Here is a 16,806-nt window from a genome sequence, read left to right as displayed (position 1 = left end):
GGCATGTATCACGCTGGGCAGTAGCAGGCTTTTTGTGAATAAACTTTATGTGAAGAAGTTCGGTGGCACCTCGGTTGGGTCCCTCGAACGTATTGAGGCGGTGGCCGATGCCATCGCCAAGGCTCACTTTAACGGTGAGCAACAGGTCTTGGTGTTGTCGGCAATGGCCGGTGAAACCAACCGTCTGTTTGCCCTGGCGGCCGAGGTGGATCCCAAGGCTCACCCCAGGGAACTGGATATGCTGGTGTCCACCGGTGAGCAGGTGAGTATCGCCCTGATGACCATGGCGCTGAGCAAGCGTGGGGTCAAGGCCCGCTCTCTGTGCGGTGGCCAGGTGAAGATACTGACCAATAGCCAGTTTGGCCGGGCGGCCATAGACAAGGTGGAAACCGAGTACCTGAAGGCCCTGCTCGATTCCGGGGTGCTCCCCGTGGTCGCGGGATTTCAGGGGGTAGACCCCCAGGGGGATATCACTACCCTGGGGCGCGGTGGCTCGGACACCACGGCGGTGGCAATAGCTGCGGCGCTCAAGGCCGATGAATGCCAGATTTTCACCGATGTCTGCGGTGTGTACACCACGGATCCGAATCTGGAACCCAGTGCCCAGAAGCTGGATGAAATCAGCTTTGAGGCCATGTATGAAATGGCCAAGCTGGGAGCCAAGGTGTTGCATCCCGACAGTGTCGCCTGTGCCGAGCGCTACCGGGTGCCTCTGAGGGTGCTGTCGAGCTTTGAGCATGGCAGCGGCACCCTGATCCGCTTTGACGGCACCGACATGGCCGAGGCCGGCATAGTGGGGATAGCCGTCAGCAAGGGCTTGGGTCTGGTGTCACTGAGCGAGGTGGCAAAAAACACCGAGATTGAGAAGGCCTTATTTCAGTGTCTGCTCAATGGCGGCGTGGAGACCGACCTGGTGGTCAAGCTCGATGCGGCCGATGGTCTTGGTCTCACCTTGCCGGTGAATGCCATGGAGCAGTGCCTGAGGTTACTGGACGAGCTTGGCAGCCAGCATTCGCTGGGCACGGTTAGTTACGAGACCGGTTTGGCCAAGGTGTCCCTTGTCAGTAACGGCGAGCTGGCGCTGACGGATGTGGCATCCAGGGTATTTGAAATTTTGGCTGGCGTCGGTATACAGGTTAAGCTACTGTCGACGTCTGAAATCAAGCTGTCAGTGGTGATAGCTGAAGAGAAACTACAACACGCCGTTCGCGCACTGCATCACGCTTTCGCCTTAAATAAGGTGTAAGTAAATGACGGTTTTAGTATTGAATACTATTAATTTGTACTAAGCTGACCTTATAATAAGGACGTATGCGGGGCAGTGCCGTGTGTATGATATGGGAACTTAAGGAGCAAACGAATGCTGATTTTGACTCGTCGTGTTGGTGAAACACTGATGATTGGTGATGAAGTCACAGTGACAGTGCTGGGTGTAAAGGGCAATCAGGTCCGTATCGGTGTGAATGCGCCTAAAGAAGTATCTGTTCACCGTGAAGAGATCTACCAGCGTATTCAGTCAGAAAAGACCGGTACCTCAGAAGGCGGTAACTACTGAGACCCGCAACCGCTTGGAAAGGGCAATAGAAGAGTCAGTATTATACTGGCTTTTTTATTGTCCAAAATTTGGATAAAGCCGCTTGATTTTTATCATTTTTTGCTCAATAAACTCGCAGTTTTGCTCCTGGATGGATGTGGATTCAGGCCCGTTGCCAAAGCAGCTGATTAAAAACAGGGCAAACGGAATTCCTTTCCCAAAAAGGGTTTGACTTATTTCCGTCAAACAGTAATATGTGCGCCAAGAAAACCGGAGAGGTGGCCGAGTGGCCGAAGGCGCTCCCCTGCTAAGGGAGTATGGGCTTTATCTCCCATCGAGGGTTCGAATCCCTCCTTCTCCGCCATTTTCTTAAAGCGTTAAAAGTGTGCGCATGTAGCTCAGCTGGATAGAGTACCTGGCTACGAACCAGGCGGTCGGAGGTTCGACTCCTTCCATGCGCGCCAGCTTTTTTCGTTTTTAGCAGTAAAGAAAACAATTCGCGCATGTAGCTCAGCTGGATAGAGTACCTGGCTACGAACCAGGCGGTCGGAGGTTCGACTCCTTCCATGCGCGCCACTTCTGCTTCTGTATTTCTGATTTATCACGCGCATGTAGCTCAGCTGGATAGAGTACCTGGCTACGAACCAGGCGGTCGGAGGTTCGACTCCTTCCATGCGCGCCATTTCAGACTTCAGAATACTGCACAGACTCTTTGAAACGCGCATGTAGCTCAGCTGGATAGAGTACCTGGCTACGAACCAGGCGGTCGGAGGTTCGACTCCTTCCATGCGCGCCAAGAGTCCCTAAAGATTGACCCGAATTCAATGCGCATGTAGCTCAGCTGGATAGAGTACCTGGCTACGAACCAGGCGGTCGGAGGTTCGACTCCTTCCATGCGCGCCAAATTCGCGGAGAGGTGGCCGAGTGGCCGAAGGCGCTCCCCTGCTAAGGGAGTATGGGCTTTATCTCCCATCGAGGGTTCGAATCCCTCCTTCTCCGCCATTCTTTACTATACTCACAGGCAATCGCCCGAGTACCGATTTATGCGCATGTAGCTCAGCTGGATAGAGTACCTGGCTACGAACCAGGCGGTCGGAGGTTCGACTCCTTCCATGCGCACCAAATAAAAGCCCCTGAGTTTGACTCAGGGGCTTTTTTATTGTCACCCTAAAACCACCTCCTATGGAGGTGGTGATCGTTCTGGTGGGGCTTTGCCCGGAGAATGCCCATGCTAAATACTCCCTCGGTTTGTTACCAGCAAATCAAGGAGTAAGTAGCATGAGCAGATATGAATCCGCGTCTCACGTATTCTATCGTTGTCAGTATCACCTCGTTTGGACACCCAAGTACAGGTACAAAATCCTGAAAGGTAATCTCGGCAGAGAGCTTTATCGAAGTATCTATGTTTACTGCAACATGAAGAAATGCAGAGTCGTGGAACTAAATGTTCAGGAAGATCATGTCCATCTAGTAGTCAGAACCCCACCCAGTCTAAGCGTGTCGGATTTAATGGGTTTTGTTAAAGGGAGAACCGCGATCAGGATGTTTGCCAAATTTCCTTATTTAAGAAAGCACAAGCTCTGGGGGAATCACTTCTGGCAACGGGGTTATTTTGTGGACTCAGTAGGAGCAAACGAAGACATAATCCGTAGATATGTACGGCACCAGGAAAAGACAGCCAAAGAAGAAGAGAAACGGCAAATAGCGTTAGGGTTGGAAGGTTAGTTTTTAAGCCCCCTTTTAGGGGGCTGTGTCAAAGCCACCTGCTATGCAGGTGGATTTTTACTTCTTCAAGCTGTTCGATTTCCAAGCTGATTATCTCTCATGTTCTGTAGCCACAAAGCGATAATGATTGTGTGCTTATTGAGCATTTTGTTATAGATTTCTCATTTAATCAGCATAAAAACGACACTTTCCTGAATTCCCCGTCTTAGCCCATTAGACATTGGTCATACCATTTTACAAAGCTTGTGGCTGAATTGTTGTATATTGGTTATCTTATTGTCAGCGCTATTGCGTTCGACTCGATAGCCTATCGGGCTTGGCACGCTGCTGTCCGGCGTTTAGAACAGACAAAGGTATTGCTATGACATCTATCATTTCACAGCTGGGCGACGCCCTTGGGCTCCTGTTACTGGGCATGGGCCTGGTTTACCTCTTTCTTGGGTTGCTGATCCTCGGTATTCATTGGGTAGCGCGTATTTATGGTCCCGAGGCAAAGCCACAGCCGGTTCCTTCGGCTGACCGGCCTGCCATTCCACAGGGGCTGGACCCAAAGGTACTTGAAGCCATACGCATTGCCATTTTTCAACACAGAACCCGGGAGGGACAGAATCAATGAGTAAGCCACTGGCCCTGACCGATGTGGTGCTGAGGGACGCCCACCAATCCTTGCTGGCGACCCGGTTGCGCATCGACGATATGTTGCCCATTGCGGCCAAACTTGATCAGGTGGGTTACTGGTCGCTGGAAACCTGGGGCGGCGCCACTTTCGATGCCTGCATTCGTTATCTGGGGGAAGATCCCTGGGAAAGATTGCGGCTGCTGAAGCAAGCCATGCCCAATACGCCGCAGCAGATGTTGCTGCGGGGACAAAATCTGCTGGGCTATCGCCACTACGCTGATGATCTGGTGCACAGGTTTGTCGAGCGCGCCCACGAAAATGGTATGGATGTATTCCGTATTTTTGATGCCATGAATGATGTGCGTAACTTGCAGGAAGCGGTGCGGGCCGTCAAACAGGTCGGTGCACACGCTCAAGGTACCATCTCCTACACCACCAGTCCGGTACACAATCTCGATACCTGGGTGGACATGGCCAAACGCCTGGAAGACATGGGCTGTGATTCCCTGTGCATCAAGGATATGGCGGGATTGCTCAGGCCCATGGAGGCCTTTGAACTGGTCAGCCGACTCAAGAGTCAGACCGGCCTGGTGATTGCCATGCATTGCCATGCCACCACGGGACTGTCCACCGCCACCTATCAGAAAGCTATTGAGGCCGGCATAGACGTGCTGGATACCGCCATTTCCTCCATGAGCCAGACCTATGGTCACAGCGCTACCGAAACCCTGGTGGCCATGGTGGAGGATACCGAGCGCAGTACCGGTCTGGATCTGGCGCTGCTGGAAGACATAGCGGCCTATTTCCGCAAGGTCCGCAGGAAGTATGCCCGTTTCGAGGGGGCATTACAGGGCATTGATTCCCGTATTCTGCGGGCCCAGGTGCCCGGCGGCATGCTGACCAATATGGAGAGCCAGCTCCGTGAGCAGGGGGCGCTGGACAAGCTGGATCTGGTGCTGGATGAAATCCCAAGAGTTCGGGAAGATTTGGGTTTCCTGCCGTTGGTGACCCCCACCTCTCAGATAGTGGGCACCCAGGCGGTGATCAACGTGCTTATGGGGGAAAGATACAAGTCCCTGACCCGGGAAACCGAGGGCGTGCTTAAAGGGGAATACGGTGCCACCCCTGCGCCGGTGAATCCCGAGTTGCAGGCGCGGGTGCTGGCGGGTGCTGAGCCCATCAACTGCCGTCCGGCAGATCTGCTGCAGCCCGAATTGGACAGGTTGCGCAGCGAGCTCAGTGCCCGCGCCGCCAGTGAGCAGTTTCTCCTTTGTGACGGCCTCGATGACGATGTACTGACCTACGCCCTGTTTCCGCAAATCGGGCTGCAATTTTTGCGCAACCGCGGCAATACCGATGCCTTTGAGCCTGCACCGTGCACTGAGCCTCCGCCATCCGTCAGCAGCGGGCCTGAAACCTACACTGTGACGGTCGAAGGCCAGCGTTTTGTGGTTGAGGTGTCCGCCGGCGGTGAGATAAGCCAAATCCAACCCCTTGGCGGTGCCTCAAAGCCGAGCCCTGTGGTGCCTGAGACAGGCGAATGCAGGCTGGAGATGAATGCTCCCTTGTCCGGCAATATCTTCAAGGTTCACGTGTCGCCGGGAGACAGGGTTTGCGCCGGAGACGTGGTGATCATCTTGGAAGCCATGAAGATGGAAACCGAGATCCGCGCCCAGGCCGATGGTGTTATCGCCAAGCTGTGGGTCAAGGAAGGGGACTCGGTGACGGTCGGTGCCCAGCTCTTGTCATTGGTTTAAAGCCATGTCCTTGCTTTAGGAGACGTTATGGATGGATTGCTGGCCTTCTGGGCCGAGACGGGCCTGGCCCACTTCAGCGCCGGTCAGGCACTTATGATGGCTGTGGGTGGCCTGTTACTTTACCTGGCCATAGTGCGGGGATTTGAGCCGCTGCTGTTGTTGCCCATAGGCTTTGGTGCCGTGCTGGCCAACATCCCCAATGCCGGCTTTACCGAAGAGGGTGGCCTCTTGTACTACGCCTATCATGTGGGCATAGAAACCGGGGTGTTTCCCTTGCTGATCTTTATGGGGGTGGGTGCCCTGACGGACTTTGGGGCGCTTATCGCCAACCCCAAAACCTTGTTACTGGGGGCGGCCGCCCAATTCGGCATTTTTGCGACTCTCATCGGTGCCATTGCCCTGAACCTGGTGCCTGGGTTTGAATTCAGCCTTAAGGATGCGGCGGCCATCGCCATCATAGGCGGCGCCGACGGTCCGACGGCAATTTTCCTGGCTTCCAAACTGGCGCCTGAGCTATTGGGGGCCATTGCCGTGGCGGCCTATTCCTATATGGCACTGGTGCCCATCATACAACCGCCGATTATGCGCGCCCTGACCACGCCTCAGGAGCGGGCCATCAAGATGGAGCAGCTGCGGGAAGTCAGCAAACAGGAGAAAATTATTTTTCCGCTGATGGTACTGGGCCTGACAATTCTGTTTCTGCCGGCGGCCACGCCCCTGGTGGGCATGTTTTGCCTGGGGAACCTGATGCGCGAGTCCGGGGTCGTGGACAGGCTGTCCAATACCGCCCAAAACGAGCTTATCAACATAGTGACCATATTTCTCGGCTTGGCGGTGGGCTCCAAACTGTCGGCGGCGCAGTTTTTGCGCATGGAAACCCTGGGGATCCTGGTGCTTGGAGCCATAGCCTTTGCCATTGGCACCGCGGCCGGGGTATTGATGGCCAAGCTGATGTGCAAACTCAGTGGTGGCAAGGTCAATCCGCTCATAGGTGCTGCAGGGGTGTCGGCTGTGCCCATGGCGGCGAGGGTGGCCAATAAAGTGGGACTGGAAGCCAATCCCCACAATTACCTGTTGATGCATGCCATGGGCCCCAATGTGGCCGGTGTGCTGGGCAGTGCGGTGGCAGCGGGTATCTTGCTTGCGGTACTGGGCTGACTCAGTGCGTCAGCCACAGCAGCAGGCTGAGCAGGGCAATCAGAATGCCACTGCCACTGAGGATATAAACATAGCCTTGCTTACCTTCGGCAAGGGGGATGCGCCTGAAGTACAGGAACATGCTCCACAGCAGGCAAAGTAACAGGGGTAAAAGAAAGAGTCTGGTCATTGCACTTACTGGTGATTGTTGATGAATCCAGTTTAGGCGCCATAACCGGAATCACCAAGTGCTTGTAAAACAAAAGGCCGCCCCAAGGCGGCCTTTAATTTGGTTGCAGTTTAGGCGCGAACTTCTTCCTGCTCTTCTTCCACGACTTCTTCGACAGTAGATTCTTGCTGCTCAAACTTGGCCAGATCCAGTTGGCCTTCCGATTTACCTACCACCACAGCGGTCATCATGTCGCCGGTGACATTGGTACAGGTGCGTATCATGTCTATCACCCTGTCGATGGCGGCGATAAAGGCTATACCCTCCAGAGGCAGGCCAATGACACCCAGGGTGACGGTCAGCATCACCATGGCGCTGCCGGGAACCCCGGCTGTGCCCACCGAGGCCACTGTTGCGGTCACCGCAATCAACATATAGTCGGTCATATCCAGCGGGATGCCGTAAATCTGGGCGATGAAGATGGCGGCGATGGCCGGATAAATACCGCCACAGCCGTCCATGTTCATGGTGGCGCCCATGGGCAGGACAAAGGCGCTGTAATTCTTGGACACGCCCATTGCCTCGGTACAGCGGGTCGTTACCGGCAGGGTGCCAAAGCTTGACGCGGTGCTGAAGGCCACCAGCTGCGCCGGCATGGCCTTGCGGAAAAACTGCAACGGACTCAAACCCGCGCCGAATTTCACCAGGCCGCCATAGACAAAGATGATGTGAATAAGGGCGGCAATATAAATCGCCAGGATGAACTTGCCCAGGGGCAGCAGGGTTGAGAGACCGTATTCACCCACCACCCAGGCCATCAGACCAAATACCCCAAGGGGGGTCAGCTTGAGTACCATGCGGGTCAGTTGGAACATGACCTCGGCACCGGCCTCAAAGGTGCGTTTGAGTGGCTCGGCTTTTTCACCCACGCCGTTGATGGCGATACCGATAAGGGCGGCAAAAACGATGATCTGCAGCACCTTCCCATCGGCCAGGGACGCAAAGGGGTTGACCGGGATCATGTCCAGCAACACCTGGGCAAAGCCGGGGATATTGCGCTCGCGCACCTCTGTGGTGGCCAGTGCCATTGAGCCACCCATATCAATGGCGCTGCCAACGGCCAGACCTATCAGTGAGGCTATGGTGCCGGTCAGCATGAACATACCGAGGGTCTTTATGCTCAGGCGCTTGAGATTGGCGGCGTTGCCAAGGGAGGTGATACTGACCACTATGGCACAGAGTACCAGGGGCGCAACCAGCATCTTGATGGCGCTGATAAACAGTTCGCCCAGGGGCTTGAGCAGGGTCGCACCCTCGCCGAAAATGACCCCGGTGACAGTACCCAGAGCAAAACCCAGCAGCACTTTCTGCCAGAATGGAATTCGATTAAGTGTTTGAAGCAACATGCAGATCCCCGAAATTAGCTGGTGTGGCACTCAGTGTCCGTCGATGCCCGCCGAGAACCACCATAGGTCATTGTAACGGCAGGGGGCGAGTGCGACCAAAACGTTTTTCTTATAACTTATTGTGCGGCAAGCGTTTGTTTTGTTGTCGTTAACATGACACCCTTTTGCAACATGCACAAGTCCGGCAACCGGAGCGCTTTGTGGAAAAATCTGCTTACAGCCCGGCAACAGGCCCGGCTTGAGCCGGCGTGATTGTCTGTTATAGTCAGCCCTTGGCTGAATCATTTGCTTTGTATATAAGGAACTTGCCATGAAAAAATGGATCCTCGCCGCCGCGATATCGGCAGCTTTGAGCGGCTGTGCCCACCAAAGTCCCGCTCCGGAATTGCCCCAGGGCATTAGTTTGCTGGAAACCGTATCGCCCTCTTCGCAGCAGGTTGGCATTCCTTACAAGAAATACCGGCTGGCCAATGGCCTGACCGTCATACTGCATCAGGACAACTCGGATCCCCTGGTGCATGTGGACGTGACCTACCATGTGGGGTCAGACAGGGAGCGCGCCGGTCGCAGCGGTTTCGCCCATCTGTTTGAACACATGATGTTTCAGGGCTCCAAGCACGTAGCCGATGAGCAGCACTTCAAGGTGGTGACCGAGGCCGGTGGTGAACTCAATGGCACCACCAATACCGATCGCACCAATTATTTCGAGACAGTGCCGAGCAATCAGCTGGAAAAAATGCTGTGGCTGGAATCTGATCGCATGGGCTTCCTGCTACCGGCCCTGACCAAGGAAAAATTCGAGGTCCAGCGGGAAACGGTGAAGAACGAGCGTGCCCAGCGCATCGACAACCAGCCCTATGGCCGCATGTCAGAGAAATACAATCAGGCCCTGTATCCAGTCGGACATCCCTATTCCTGGCCCGTTATTGGTTGGCCCGAAGATCTGGAGCGCGCCAGCGTCGACGATGTGAAACACTTTTTCCAGCGCTGGTACGGTCCCAACAATGCGACCCTGACCATAGGCGGCGATTTTGACGAGGCCCAGACCCTGGCCTGGGTAAACAAGTATTTTGGTGAAATCCCAGCCGGCCCCGAGGTGCAGCCCCTGCCCAAAAAACCGGTGACCCTGGACAAAACCCGCTACATCTCCATGGAAGACAAGGTGCACCTGCCGCTGCTGCGGATGGGATTCCCTACGGTTTACGCCCAGCATGAAGACGAGGCCGCCCTGGATCTGCTGGCCAATATACTCGGTGGCGGCAAAACCTCCCTGGTGTACAAAAATCTGGTGAAAGATGGCTTTGCGGTGCAGGCCGGCGCCAGCCATCCCTGCCTGGAGCTGGCCTGTCAGCTGGCGTTTTATGCGCTCGCCAACCCGTCCCGTGGCGGCAGCCTCAAAGAGCTTGAAGCCAGGTTGCTGGAGTCCATCAAGGAATTTGAACAGCGCGGCGTGACCGATGAAGATCTTGAGAAGGTCAAGGTGCAATTTGAGTCCGATACCATATTCAACCTCCAGAGCGTGCGCGGTAAGGTATCGACCCTGGCCTACAACCAGACCTTGTTCGACAACCCCAACATGGTGGCCCACGATCTTGAGCGTTATGCCAGCGTGACCAAGGCCGACGTGATGCGGGTATTTGCCAAGTATGTCAAAGACAAACCCATGATGGTGATGAGTGTGGTACCTGAAGGTGCCATGGCGCTCGCGGCCGCCGAGGACAATTTCAGCGCGCCGGCTCCCTTGGTGGCGGCATCGGCGGTGGAAGGCAAGTTGAGCGACGCCAAGCCCATATCCAGTTTTGATCGCAGCGTCATGCCGGCCTCAGCCAAGGCACCTGTGCTAAAAGTGCCGACCCTGTGGCGCAGCACCCTGGCCAATGGTATTGCGGTGCTTGGCACCGAAAGCCGCGAAACCCCGACCACGGAAATTGTCATTTATCTCAACGGCGGTCACAGACTGGCACCCGTGGCCAAGGCCGGCTTGGCCAGCCTCACAGCCTCTGTGCTTAATGAGTCCAGTGCCAATCGCTCCACCGAAGAGCTGACCCAGGCCCTGGAGTTGTTGGGGGCCAGCGTTGAATTCGGCGCTGCCGAGTACCAGAGTCACATCAAGATCTCCACACTCACCAGCAAGCTGGACGCTGTCCTGGCCATAGTGCAGGAAAAACTGCTGCAACCGGGTTTGTTGCCGGGGGACTTTGAGCGTGCCAAGCAGCAGACGCTGCAATCCCTGCAGCATCTGGCCTCGGATCCCAACTTCCTGGCATCCAGTGCCTTTGCCAAACTGCTTTATGGTGACAGTCCATTGGGCGTCAATGACAAGGGCACTGTGGCCAGCGTGGCCTCCCTGACATTGGACGATGTCAAAGACTTCTACGCCTTGCAGTACCAGGCCGGCAACGCCCAGATTGTGGCCGTGTCCAGTGCGCCCAAGGACAAGTTGCTCAAGTCCTTGGCTGTGCTCGGCCAGTGGCAGGGCGAGGCCGTGCCCATGCCGTCCTTGCCCCCCTTGCCAACGCTTGCCGGCGGCACCCTGTATTTGCTCGACAAACCAGGTGCGGCCCAGTCGGTCATTTCCATTGGCAAGGTGGCCATGCCCTATGATGCCGATGGTGAATACTTCAAGTCTTTCCTGATGAACTATCCCCTTGGCGGCGCGTTCAACAGCCGCATCAACCTCAATCTCAGGGAAGACAAGGGCTATACCTACGGCGCCAGAAGTTTCTTCAGTGGCGGTGTTGAGACCGGCAAGTTTATGGCCACCGCCAGCGTCCGTACCGATGTGACCGCCGAGGCCATTAAAGAATTTGTCAAAGAAATAGCTCAATATCGGGAGCAGGGGATCCGCGCAGATGAGCTGGCCTTTATGCGCAACTCGGTGTCCCAGGGGCAGGCACTGGATTATGAAACGCCTTTCCAGAAAGCGGGCTTTATGCGGATGATCCAGCGTTACGGCCTCAAGGATGATTTCACCGTGCGTCAGGGAGAAATTACCGACAGCATCAGCGCCGCCGAGCTGAATCAACTGGCGGCCAAGCAGCTGGATTTGGGACAGATGGTGATCCTGGTGGTGGGCGATAAAGCGCGGATTGAAGCCTCGCTCAAGGCCCTGGGATATCCTGTTGAGCCGCTGGTATTGTAAAAGGGGGCGACCATCCCCATATAAGCAGCAGCCGGGATAACCGGCTGTGCTGATTTGCTTGCCTGCCAACCGGGTTTGGCATTATTTTGAAATCAGTCTGAAAGCAGGCGGTCGGCTACGCGGTCTGGCTGTACTCTGTGCCCTAGGGCGCGACAGAATGTAGAGAAAAATCAATTGACACAATTCAATGAGAAGCTGGAATTTCTCTCCGATGAAGCAGGGCGCAATGCGCTGCTGGGGATGCGCCGGGGTATAGAACGTGAGGCCCTGAGGATCAACGCCTGCTGCCAGCTTGCCATGGATGAGCATCCCAAGGCGCTGGGTTCGGCCCTGACCCATTCGCGCATTACCACGGATTACAGTGAAGCCTTGTTGGAATTCATTACTCCCGTGGCCCACGACATTGACAGCCTGCTGACGGGCCTGACCGAGACCCATGCCTACAGTGTCCGCAATCTCAATGGACAGAAGCTCTGGCCCGTGAGCATGCCCTGTTATGTGGGTAAGCTGGAAGACATTCCCATAGCCCGATACGGCAGCTCCAATAATGGCAAGCTCAAGACCCTGTACCGCAAGGGACTGACCTACAGATATGGCGCCCTGATGCAGATTATTTCCGGGGTGCATTTCAATTTTTCCGTTGCCGACGAACTCTGGCCCCTGTTGCAAGCCTATAGCCGCAAGCAGGGCAGGGAACCGGTCGGGGATTTTGTGTCCGAGTCCTATTTCGGACTTATCCGCAACTACCGCCGCCTGGTGTGGGTGCTGCCCTACCTGTTTGGTGCCTCGCCGGCACTCTGTTCCTCCTTTATCAAGGGGCAAAAAACAGACCTGGCCTTTGAGCGCACCGGCAAGGGCACCCTGTATCTGCCCTATGCCACCTCGCTGAGGATGAGCGATTTGGGCTATACCAACCGCGAACAGGAGTCACTGAACCTGAGCTATAACTCGCTGCCGGATTACCTGGCCGGTATTCAGGCGGCGATTCATATGCCATCGGCCAAGTTTGCCGAGATTGGCGTCAAGGTGGACGGCGAATATCGCCAGCTCAACAGCAATATATTGCAGATAGAAAACGAATTTTATGCCCCTATCCGCGCCAAGCGGGTGACCCGGGCGGGCGAGAAACCCTCCGAGGCCCTGGCCCGCGCTGGTGTGGAATACATCGAAGTGCGCGCCCTGGATGTGAACCCCTTCAGCCCCGTGGGTGTGGAGGCCAGTCAACTCAGGCTGCTGGATCTGTTCCTGCTGTACTGCCTGCTTGAGGAGTCACCGGCCTCCGATGCCACAGAGGAAGCGGAAATCGCCGCCAACCTGCGCAAGGTCATTCTCGAAGGGCGACGCCCTGGACTTATGCTCAGCCGCCGCGGTGAAACCCTGGGCCTCAAGGATTGGTTGCTGGAAATTTTTGATCGCATGGCGGCGCTGGCGGATTTTCTCGATGATGACACCCAGGCTTACCACGAGGCCTTATCCGTGTGGCGTGCAGCGGTTGAGAATCCCGCCTATACCCTGTCCGGACGCATTCACCAGGCCATAGTGGTTGAGGGAAAGGACCACAGTGATTGGGTAATGACCCTGGCCAATCAGTACCAGGAATATTTCAAGGCCTATCCACTCAGTGCCGAGGTGGAGCAGGGGTACAAAGACGAAGCCAAGGCCTCGCTCGACAAGCAGCAAGCGCTGGAAGCGGCTGACACCCAGGATTTCGACAGCTTCCTGGCCGATTATTTCAAGGTACCATCGTGAGAAAGCTTTTGCCCTTGCTGTTGCTGCTGGGGGGCTGCTCTTCGGCCCCCGATGTGCAGCTCAGTTGCGGCATAGTCTCGGGCTATCTGGAACCCCCGGCTGCTGAACATCTGTACCGGGTGGTGGTGACCCATCTCAATGACAAGGCGGTATTGTCCCGGCCCAATTTTCGTTTGAGCCCCGGGGTGTATCGTTTTACCCTGGCCGAGCTTATCGACGATCCGCGCCTGAAGGTGGCCCTGGCCGCCCGTGGCGCCAAGTATCTGGATCTTAAGGTTGAGGCCGGTAAGCGTTATCACCTGGCGGCGCAGCTGTATACCGACAAGCCCTACGTGGGCAATAACCCGGATTACTGGCAGCCCAAGGTGTGGCAGGAAGAGGCTGTCGAGTGTGAACCGGATGTGCAAAACTGAGCCACAGTGCATTGCATCCCATTGAAGTTAATGGGACACTTTTTTCCTCACTCTCAGAATGGATGCCCTATGACCCTCAAGGCCAAGGCTGTCCTCCCGCTGTTGCTGCTGAGCCTGGGAGGCTGCGCCACATCCCCGCCAAAGGACCCCGATAACCTCTGTGCCATCTTCAAGGAGCACAGGGGCTGGTACGACGCTGCGGTGGCGACCCGTGACAAATGGGGCGTTCCCGTGCATGTGCCGCTGGCGATGATGTATCAGGAAAGTTCGTTCAAACACGACGCCGCACCGCCCATGGAGTATGTGCTGGGCTTTATCCCCATTGGCCGCGCCAGTGACGCCTATGGCTATGCCCAGGCCAAGACCCTCACCTGGGACGACTATGTCAGGGAGACGGACAACGGCTGGGCCAGTCGCAGTGATTTTGATGATGCCATGGATTTTATGGGCTGGTTTATCACCAAGACCCATAAGTTGAATGGCGTGTCCAAATGGGACGCCAGGGCCCAATACCTCAATTATCACGAAGGCTGGGGCGGATATCGCAGGGGAACACACAAGGGCAAGCCCTGGCTGCTGAAGGTGGCCGCCAAGGTGGATGCCAGATCCAAACGCTATGCTGCCCAGTACAAGGGCTGCAAGGAGGATCTGGACTCATCCTGGCTGTGGCGGGTATTTTTCGGCTAACCGGGCTCTTTAGTCTGACGGCCTGTTAGAGGTTGGCCACCCTTTTGCGGTTGTCCTTGTGGCGGTACATGGCGGCATCGGCCAGGGTAAAGGCCTGCTCCCAATGGCCGGCATAGGGCACTATGCCGTAACTGAATCCCACCTTGATGGGGCCGTCGGCCAGCTCTTCCAACATACATTGCAGTTGCTCCTGCAGGCGGTATTCGGGCCCCTGACACAGGGCAACGAATTCATCACCACCGAAGCGGGCCAGCAGTTGCTTCTTGCCCCAATATTTCTGCATCACCTGGCTCAGGTGTTTCAGCGCCTGATCCCCCTGGGTATGCCCGAGCTGATCATTGATTTTCTTTAAGTTATCCATATCTATCAGCACCAGGAAGCTGCCCAGGCTGTCATTGTGTTGCCAGTTGGGCACCTGCTCTTCGAAATGACGCCTGTTGTGCAGTCCGGTCAGGGGGTCGAATTGGGCCAGCTGGGTAATGCGGCGGGATTTCTGGTACAGAGAAATGGCGTTGGCGGCTTCGTGGGTGAGTATCGACACCAGGTTGCGGTCATAGTCGCTGAAGGCGCCCATTTGGCTGCTGTCGAGGTTCAGCATGGCGTAGAGTTTGCCGTCGATGTGTATCGGGCTGGATAGGGTTGAGCGTATGGGCTCCTTGGCCGCCGTCAGCAGTATTTCCTGCTCTTCCTCTGACAGTGTGCTGCCGGCATTGATATTGCGCATATCGTCTATGACCACCACCCGGTCGCATTTGCCCTTGGTGAGTCGGTACTCAAAGGATTGCTCCAGGGTGAAGTGAATTGTCTTCAGGCGGCTGATATCTATGCCAACACAGGATTCGAACTCCAGCTGATGGGTGTCGGGGTCAACCCGAATAATACTGCCCATTTCGGCGCCATTGATCACACTGACCGCCTTGTTGAGCAGGGCATCGAGAAAGGCGTGTTCGTCCTGATAATGGCTGGAGAGATGCACCAGCTCATAGGTGGCGTCATTGATCCCGACCACCTGTTCCAGATGGTGCCAGAGGCGGCTGATCCTGCCCTGATGCAGATAGTAGCTGAGGCTGTATCCCAACAGATAGACCAGGCATACCAGCAACAGGGCCATCCAGTTCACCCCGCTTTCGGGGGCAAACAGCATAAACAAGCCCATAAACAGGGCCAGTGGCAGTGCCAGCAGCAGAATATGAAAGCGGTAGTCGAGGGTATCTATGCGTTTACGTTTGAGGCTATCCCGTTGCTTCACTTTATGCAGTCCATTTTGCCAAAATCAGCTGAGCCATTATAGCCAGGTTGCCTGCCAAAGTACCACAGATAGCAAACAGCCCCGTAGAGACGGGGCTGTGATCCGGGCCGCATTACGGGATTTAATGCTGCTTAAAACTCACTGTTGCGCAGGATCCACTCCAGCGGCGCCTGGTATTGGAGCGGCATCCAGGACTTGAGTTTGGCTATGCTGTCTTCCAACATGGCACTGTTATGTACCGACAGGTTCAGGTGGCCCACCTTGCGGCCGGGGCGCACTTCCTTGTCGTACCAGAACAGCTCGGCGTTGGGCAGACTCAGCCAGCGGTCGTCCTTGTCTATGCCAATAAGGTTAACCATAACGCAGGGGAAATTCACCTGGGGCTGCTGGATGGGCAAGTTGCACAGGGCCCGCAGATGCAGCTGGAACTGATCCATATGGGTGCCGGCCTGGGTCCAGTGACCCGAGTTGTGTACCCGTGGCGCCAATTCGTTCACCAGCAGATGTTCACCGACCCGGAAACATTCCATGGCCATCACGCCCACATAGTTAAGTCCGTGCATTATGGTGCCGAGCATGGCATTGGCTTCGGCCTGCAGCGGCTCAAGCCTTGGCAGCGGCGAGATGGAGGCCATCAAAATGCCATCCTGGTGCAGGTTCAGCGTCAGCGGATAAAAGAAGCACTCACCACTGTGGGTACGCACACCTACCACAGACACTTCTTCATCGAAGTTGATGGCCTGCTCGGCGATGGCCAGGTTGCGCCAGTCAGCGGGAATCTGGCCGTTTTCGGCCTGCTTGAGCCAATGCTGGCCCTTGCCGTCGTAGCCGCCGGTGCGGCGCTTCATCAGCACCCGCTCGCCATATTTGGCATACAGGGCGTTGACGTCTGTGTTGTCATCCACCAGTTCCCAGGGGGCGGTGGCGACCTTGAGTTCATCGAGCAGGGATTTTTGGCTGTAGCGGTCCGCAAGGCGACCAAACACCGGGCCATTGATGAAATTTCTGTGGCTGGACAGTTGCAGGCTCAGGGCCGATTCCGGCCACTGCTCACGTTCGGCGGTGATAATGTCATCGTCGGCCAGCAGCAGTTTGACATCTGTCGGGGTCATAATGTCCACCGGCAGCACTTCTATGGCCAGTGGCTGACCCGCATGGCTCAACATGGCACCGAGCTGACCATTGCCCAGTACCCAGACTTTTTGCTTGCTCGCCATGA

General features: G+C 55.9%; 14 protein-coding genes and 8 tRNA genes. 18 read left to right on the top strand and 4 right to left on the bottom strand.

The annotated features are described in order from the left end of the window. Positions 1-34 precede the first annotated feature (34 nt). From JYB85_RS12965 to JYB85_RS12900, 14 genes are all read left to right on the top strand, one after another. The gene (locus JYB85_RS12965) at positions 35-1,246 is read left to right on the top strand and encodes an aspartate kinase (protein ID WP_207320403.1); all 1,212 of its coding nucleotides are present in this window, start codon (positions 35-37) and stop codon (positions 1,244-1,246) included. Positions 1,247-1,360: 114 nt separating this feature from the next. Beyond that, positions 1,361-1,555: a carbon storage regulator CsrA gene (csrA, locus tag JYB85_RS12960; protein WP_207320402.1), complete on the top strand. Its 195-nt coding sequence runs from the start codon at positions 1,361-1,363 to the stop codon at positions 1,553-1,555. Between the two features lie 251 nt (positions 1,556-1,806). Next, positions 1,807-1,898, top strand: a tRNA-Ser gene (locus JYB85_RS12955). A gap of 23 nt (positions 1,899-1,921) precedes the next feature. Then, positions 1,922-1,998 (top strand) — tRNA-Arg (locus JYB85_RS12950). Between the two features lie 35 nt (positions 1,999-2,033). Continuing rightward, a tRNA-Arg gene (locus JYB85_RS12945) sits at positions 2,034-2,110 on the top strand. Between the two features lie 29 nt (positions 2,111-2,139). Continuing rightward, a tRNA-Arg gene (locus JYB85_RS12940) sits at positions 2,140-2,216 on the top strand. Between the two features lie 37 nt (positions 2,217-2,253). Continuing rightward, a tRNA-Arg gene (locus JYB85_RS12935) sits at positions 2,254-2,330 on the top strand. A 30-nt stretch (positions 2,331-2,360) separates the two neighbouring features. Beyond that, a tRNA-Arg gene (locus JYB85_RS12930) sits at positions 2,361-2,437 on the top strand. A 7-nt stretch (positions 2,438-2,444) separates the two neighbouring features. Next, positions 2,445-2,536 (top strand) — tRNA-Ser (locus JYB85_RS12925). Positions 2,537-2,579: 43 nt separating this feature from the next. Next, positions 2,580-2,656: transfer RNA gene (locus tag JYB85_RS12920), tRNA-Arg, on the top strand. A gap of 156 nt (positions 2,657-2,812) precedes the next feature. After that, positions 2,813-3,259, top strand: coding sequence for an IS200/IS605 family transposase (tnpA, locus tag JYB85_RS12915; RefSeq protein ID WP_207381940.1), 447 nt, complete (start codon positions 2,813-2,815; stop codon positions 3,257-3,259). Between the two features lie 361 nt (positions 3,260-3,620). Further along, entirely contained in the window at positions 3,621-3,875 is a 255-nt protein-coding gene (locus JYB85_RS12910; protein WP_207379629.1) for an OadG family transporter subunit, read from the top strand. Then, positions 3,872-5,635, top strand: coding sequence for a sodium-extruding oxaloacetate decarboxylase subunit alpha (gene oadA / locus JYB85_RS12905; RefSeq protein ID WP_207379628.1), 1,764 nt, complete (start codon positions 3,872-3,874; stop codon positions 5,633-5,635). The genes JYB85_RS12910 and oadA overlap by 4 nt, the downstream gene beginning before the upstream one ends. A 27-nt stretch (positions 5,636-5,662) precedes the next feature. Continuing rightward, positions 5,663-6,793 (top strand): sodium ion-translocating decarboxylase subunit beta, encoded by a 1,131-nt coding sequence (locus tag JYB85_RS12900; protein WP_207320399.1) that lies wholly within the window; start codon positions 5,663-5,665, stop codon positions 6,791-6,793. 1 nt (position 6,794) lies between these two features. Here the strand turns inward: JYB85_RS12900 and JYB85_RS12895 are convergent, their stop codons facing one another. Next, positions 6,795-6,962: a hypothetical protein gene (locus tag JYB85_RS12895; protein WP_207379627.1), complete on the bottom strand. Its 168-nt coding sequence runs from the start codon at positions 6,960-6,962 to the stop codon at positions 6,795-6,797. A 110-nt stretch (positions 6,963-7,072) separates the two neighbouring features. Then, a complete protein-coding gene (locus tag JYB85_RS12890) occupies positions 7,073-8,347 on the bottom strand; it encodes a dicarboxylate/amino acid:cation symporter (RefSeq protein ID WP_207379626.1) in 1,275 nt (424 codons plus the stop codon). Positions 8,348-8,657: 310 nt separating this feature from the next. Here JYB85_RS12890 and JYB85_RS12885 point away from each other — a divergent pair, with 310 nt between their 5' ends. The 4 genes from JYB85_RS12885 to JYB85_RS12870 all read left to right on the top strand — a co-directional run bounded on the left by JYB85_RS12885 (position 8,658) and on the right by JYB85_RS12870 (position 14,338). Next, positions 8,658-11,489 carry a M16 family metallopeptidase gene (locus JYB85_RS12885; protein WP_207379625.1) on the top strand — a complete coding sequence of 944 codons (2,832 nt, stop codon included), beginning with the start codon at positions 8,658-8,660 and terminating at the stop codon, positions 11,487-11,489. A gap of 174 nt (positions 11,490-11,663) precedes the next feature. Continuing rightward, on the top strand, positions 11,664-13,238 hold the full coding sequence (gshA, locus tag JYB85_RS12880) for a glutamate--cysteine ligase (protein WP_207379624.1): 1,575 nt from the start codon (positions 11,664-11,666) through the stop codon (positions 13,236-13,238). Then, positions 13,235-13,651, top strand: a complete 417-nt coding sequence (locus JYB85_RS12875) for a hypothetical protein (RefSeq protein WP_228730102.1) — start codon at positions 13,235-13,237, stop codon at positions 13,649-13,651. Before gshA ends, JYB85_RS12875 begins: the two co-directional genes overlap by 4 nt. A 69-nt stretch (positions 13,652-13,720) precedes the next feature. Further along, positions 13,721-14,338, top strand: a complete 618-nt coding sequence (locus tag JYB85_RS12870) for a transglycosylase SLT domain-containing protein (protein ID WP_207379623.1) — start codon at positions 13,721-13,723, stop codon at positions 14,336-14,338. A 25-nt stretch (positions 14,339-14,363) separates the two neighbouring features. Here the strand turns inward: JYB85_RS12870 and JYB85_RS12865 are convergent, their stop codons facing one another. Next, entirely contained in the window at positions 14,364-15,587 is a 1,224-nt protein-coding gene (locus tag JYB85_RS12865) for a sensor domain-containing diguanylate cyclase (protein ID WP_207379622.1), read from the bottom strand. 131 nt (positions 15,588-15,718) lie between these two features. Beyond that, positions 15,719-16,804: a 5-(carboxyamino)imidazole ribonucleotide synthase gene (gene purK, locus JYB85_RS12860; RefSeq protein WP_207379621.1), complete on the bottom strand. Its 1,086-nt coding sequence runs from the start codon at positions 16,802-16,804 to the stop codon at positions 15,719-15,721. Positions 16,805-16,806 lie beyond the last annotated feature (2 nt).

This window comes from Shewanella sedimentimangrovi (genome assembly GCF_017354965.1).
GTDB classification, from domain to species: Bacteria; Pseudomonadota; Gammaproteobacteria; order Enterobacterales; family Shewanellaceae; genus Shewanella; species Shewanella cyperi.
The sequence above is the reverse complement of the archived record's forward strand: the minus strand, read 5'-3'. Positions and strand labels throughout refer to the sequence as shown.

Bases quoted from the DNA above. Each gene is read 5' to 3' on its own strand.
- csrA (WP_207320402.1), top strand. From the start codon at position 1,361: ATGCTGATTTTGACTCGTCGTGTTGGTGAAACACTGATGATTGGTGAT.
- tnpA (WP_207381940.1), top strand. From the start codon at position 2,813: ATGAGCAGATATGAATCCGCGTCTCACGTATTCTATCGTTGTCAGTAT.
- JYB85_RS12910 (WP_207379629.1), top strand. From the start codon at position 3,621: ATGACATCTATCATTTCACAGCTGGGCGACGCCCTTGGGCTCCTGTTA.
- oadA (WP_207379628.1), top strand. From the start codon at position 3,872: ATGAGTAAGCCACTGGCCCTGACCGATGTGGTGCTGAGGGACGCCCAC.
- JYB85_RS12900 (WP_207320399.1), top strand. From the start codon at position 5,663: ATGGATGGATTGCTGGCCTTCTGGGCCGAGACGGGCCTGGCCCACTTC.
- JYB85_RS12895 (WP_207379627.1), bottom strand. From the start codon at position 6,962: ATGACCAGACTCTTTCTTTTACCCCTGTTACTTTGCCTGCTGTGGAGC.
- JYB85_RS12890 (WP_207379626.1), bottom strand. From the start codon at position 8,347: ATGTTGCTTCAAACACTTAATCGAATTCCATTCTGGCAGAAAGTGCTG.
- JYB85_RS12885 (WP_207379625.1), top strand. From the start codon at position 8,658: ATGAAAAAATGGATCCTCGCCGCCGCGATATCGGCAGCTTTGAGCGGC.
- JYB85_RS12870 (WP_207379623.1), top strand. From the start codon at position 13,721: ATGACCCTCAAGGCCAAGGCTGTCCTCCCGCTGTTGCTGCTGAGCCTG.
- purK (WP_207379621.1), bottom strand. From the start codon at position 16,804: ATGGCGAGCAAGCAAAAAGTCTGGGTACTGGGCAATGGTCAGCTCGGT.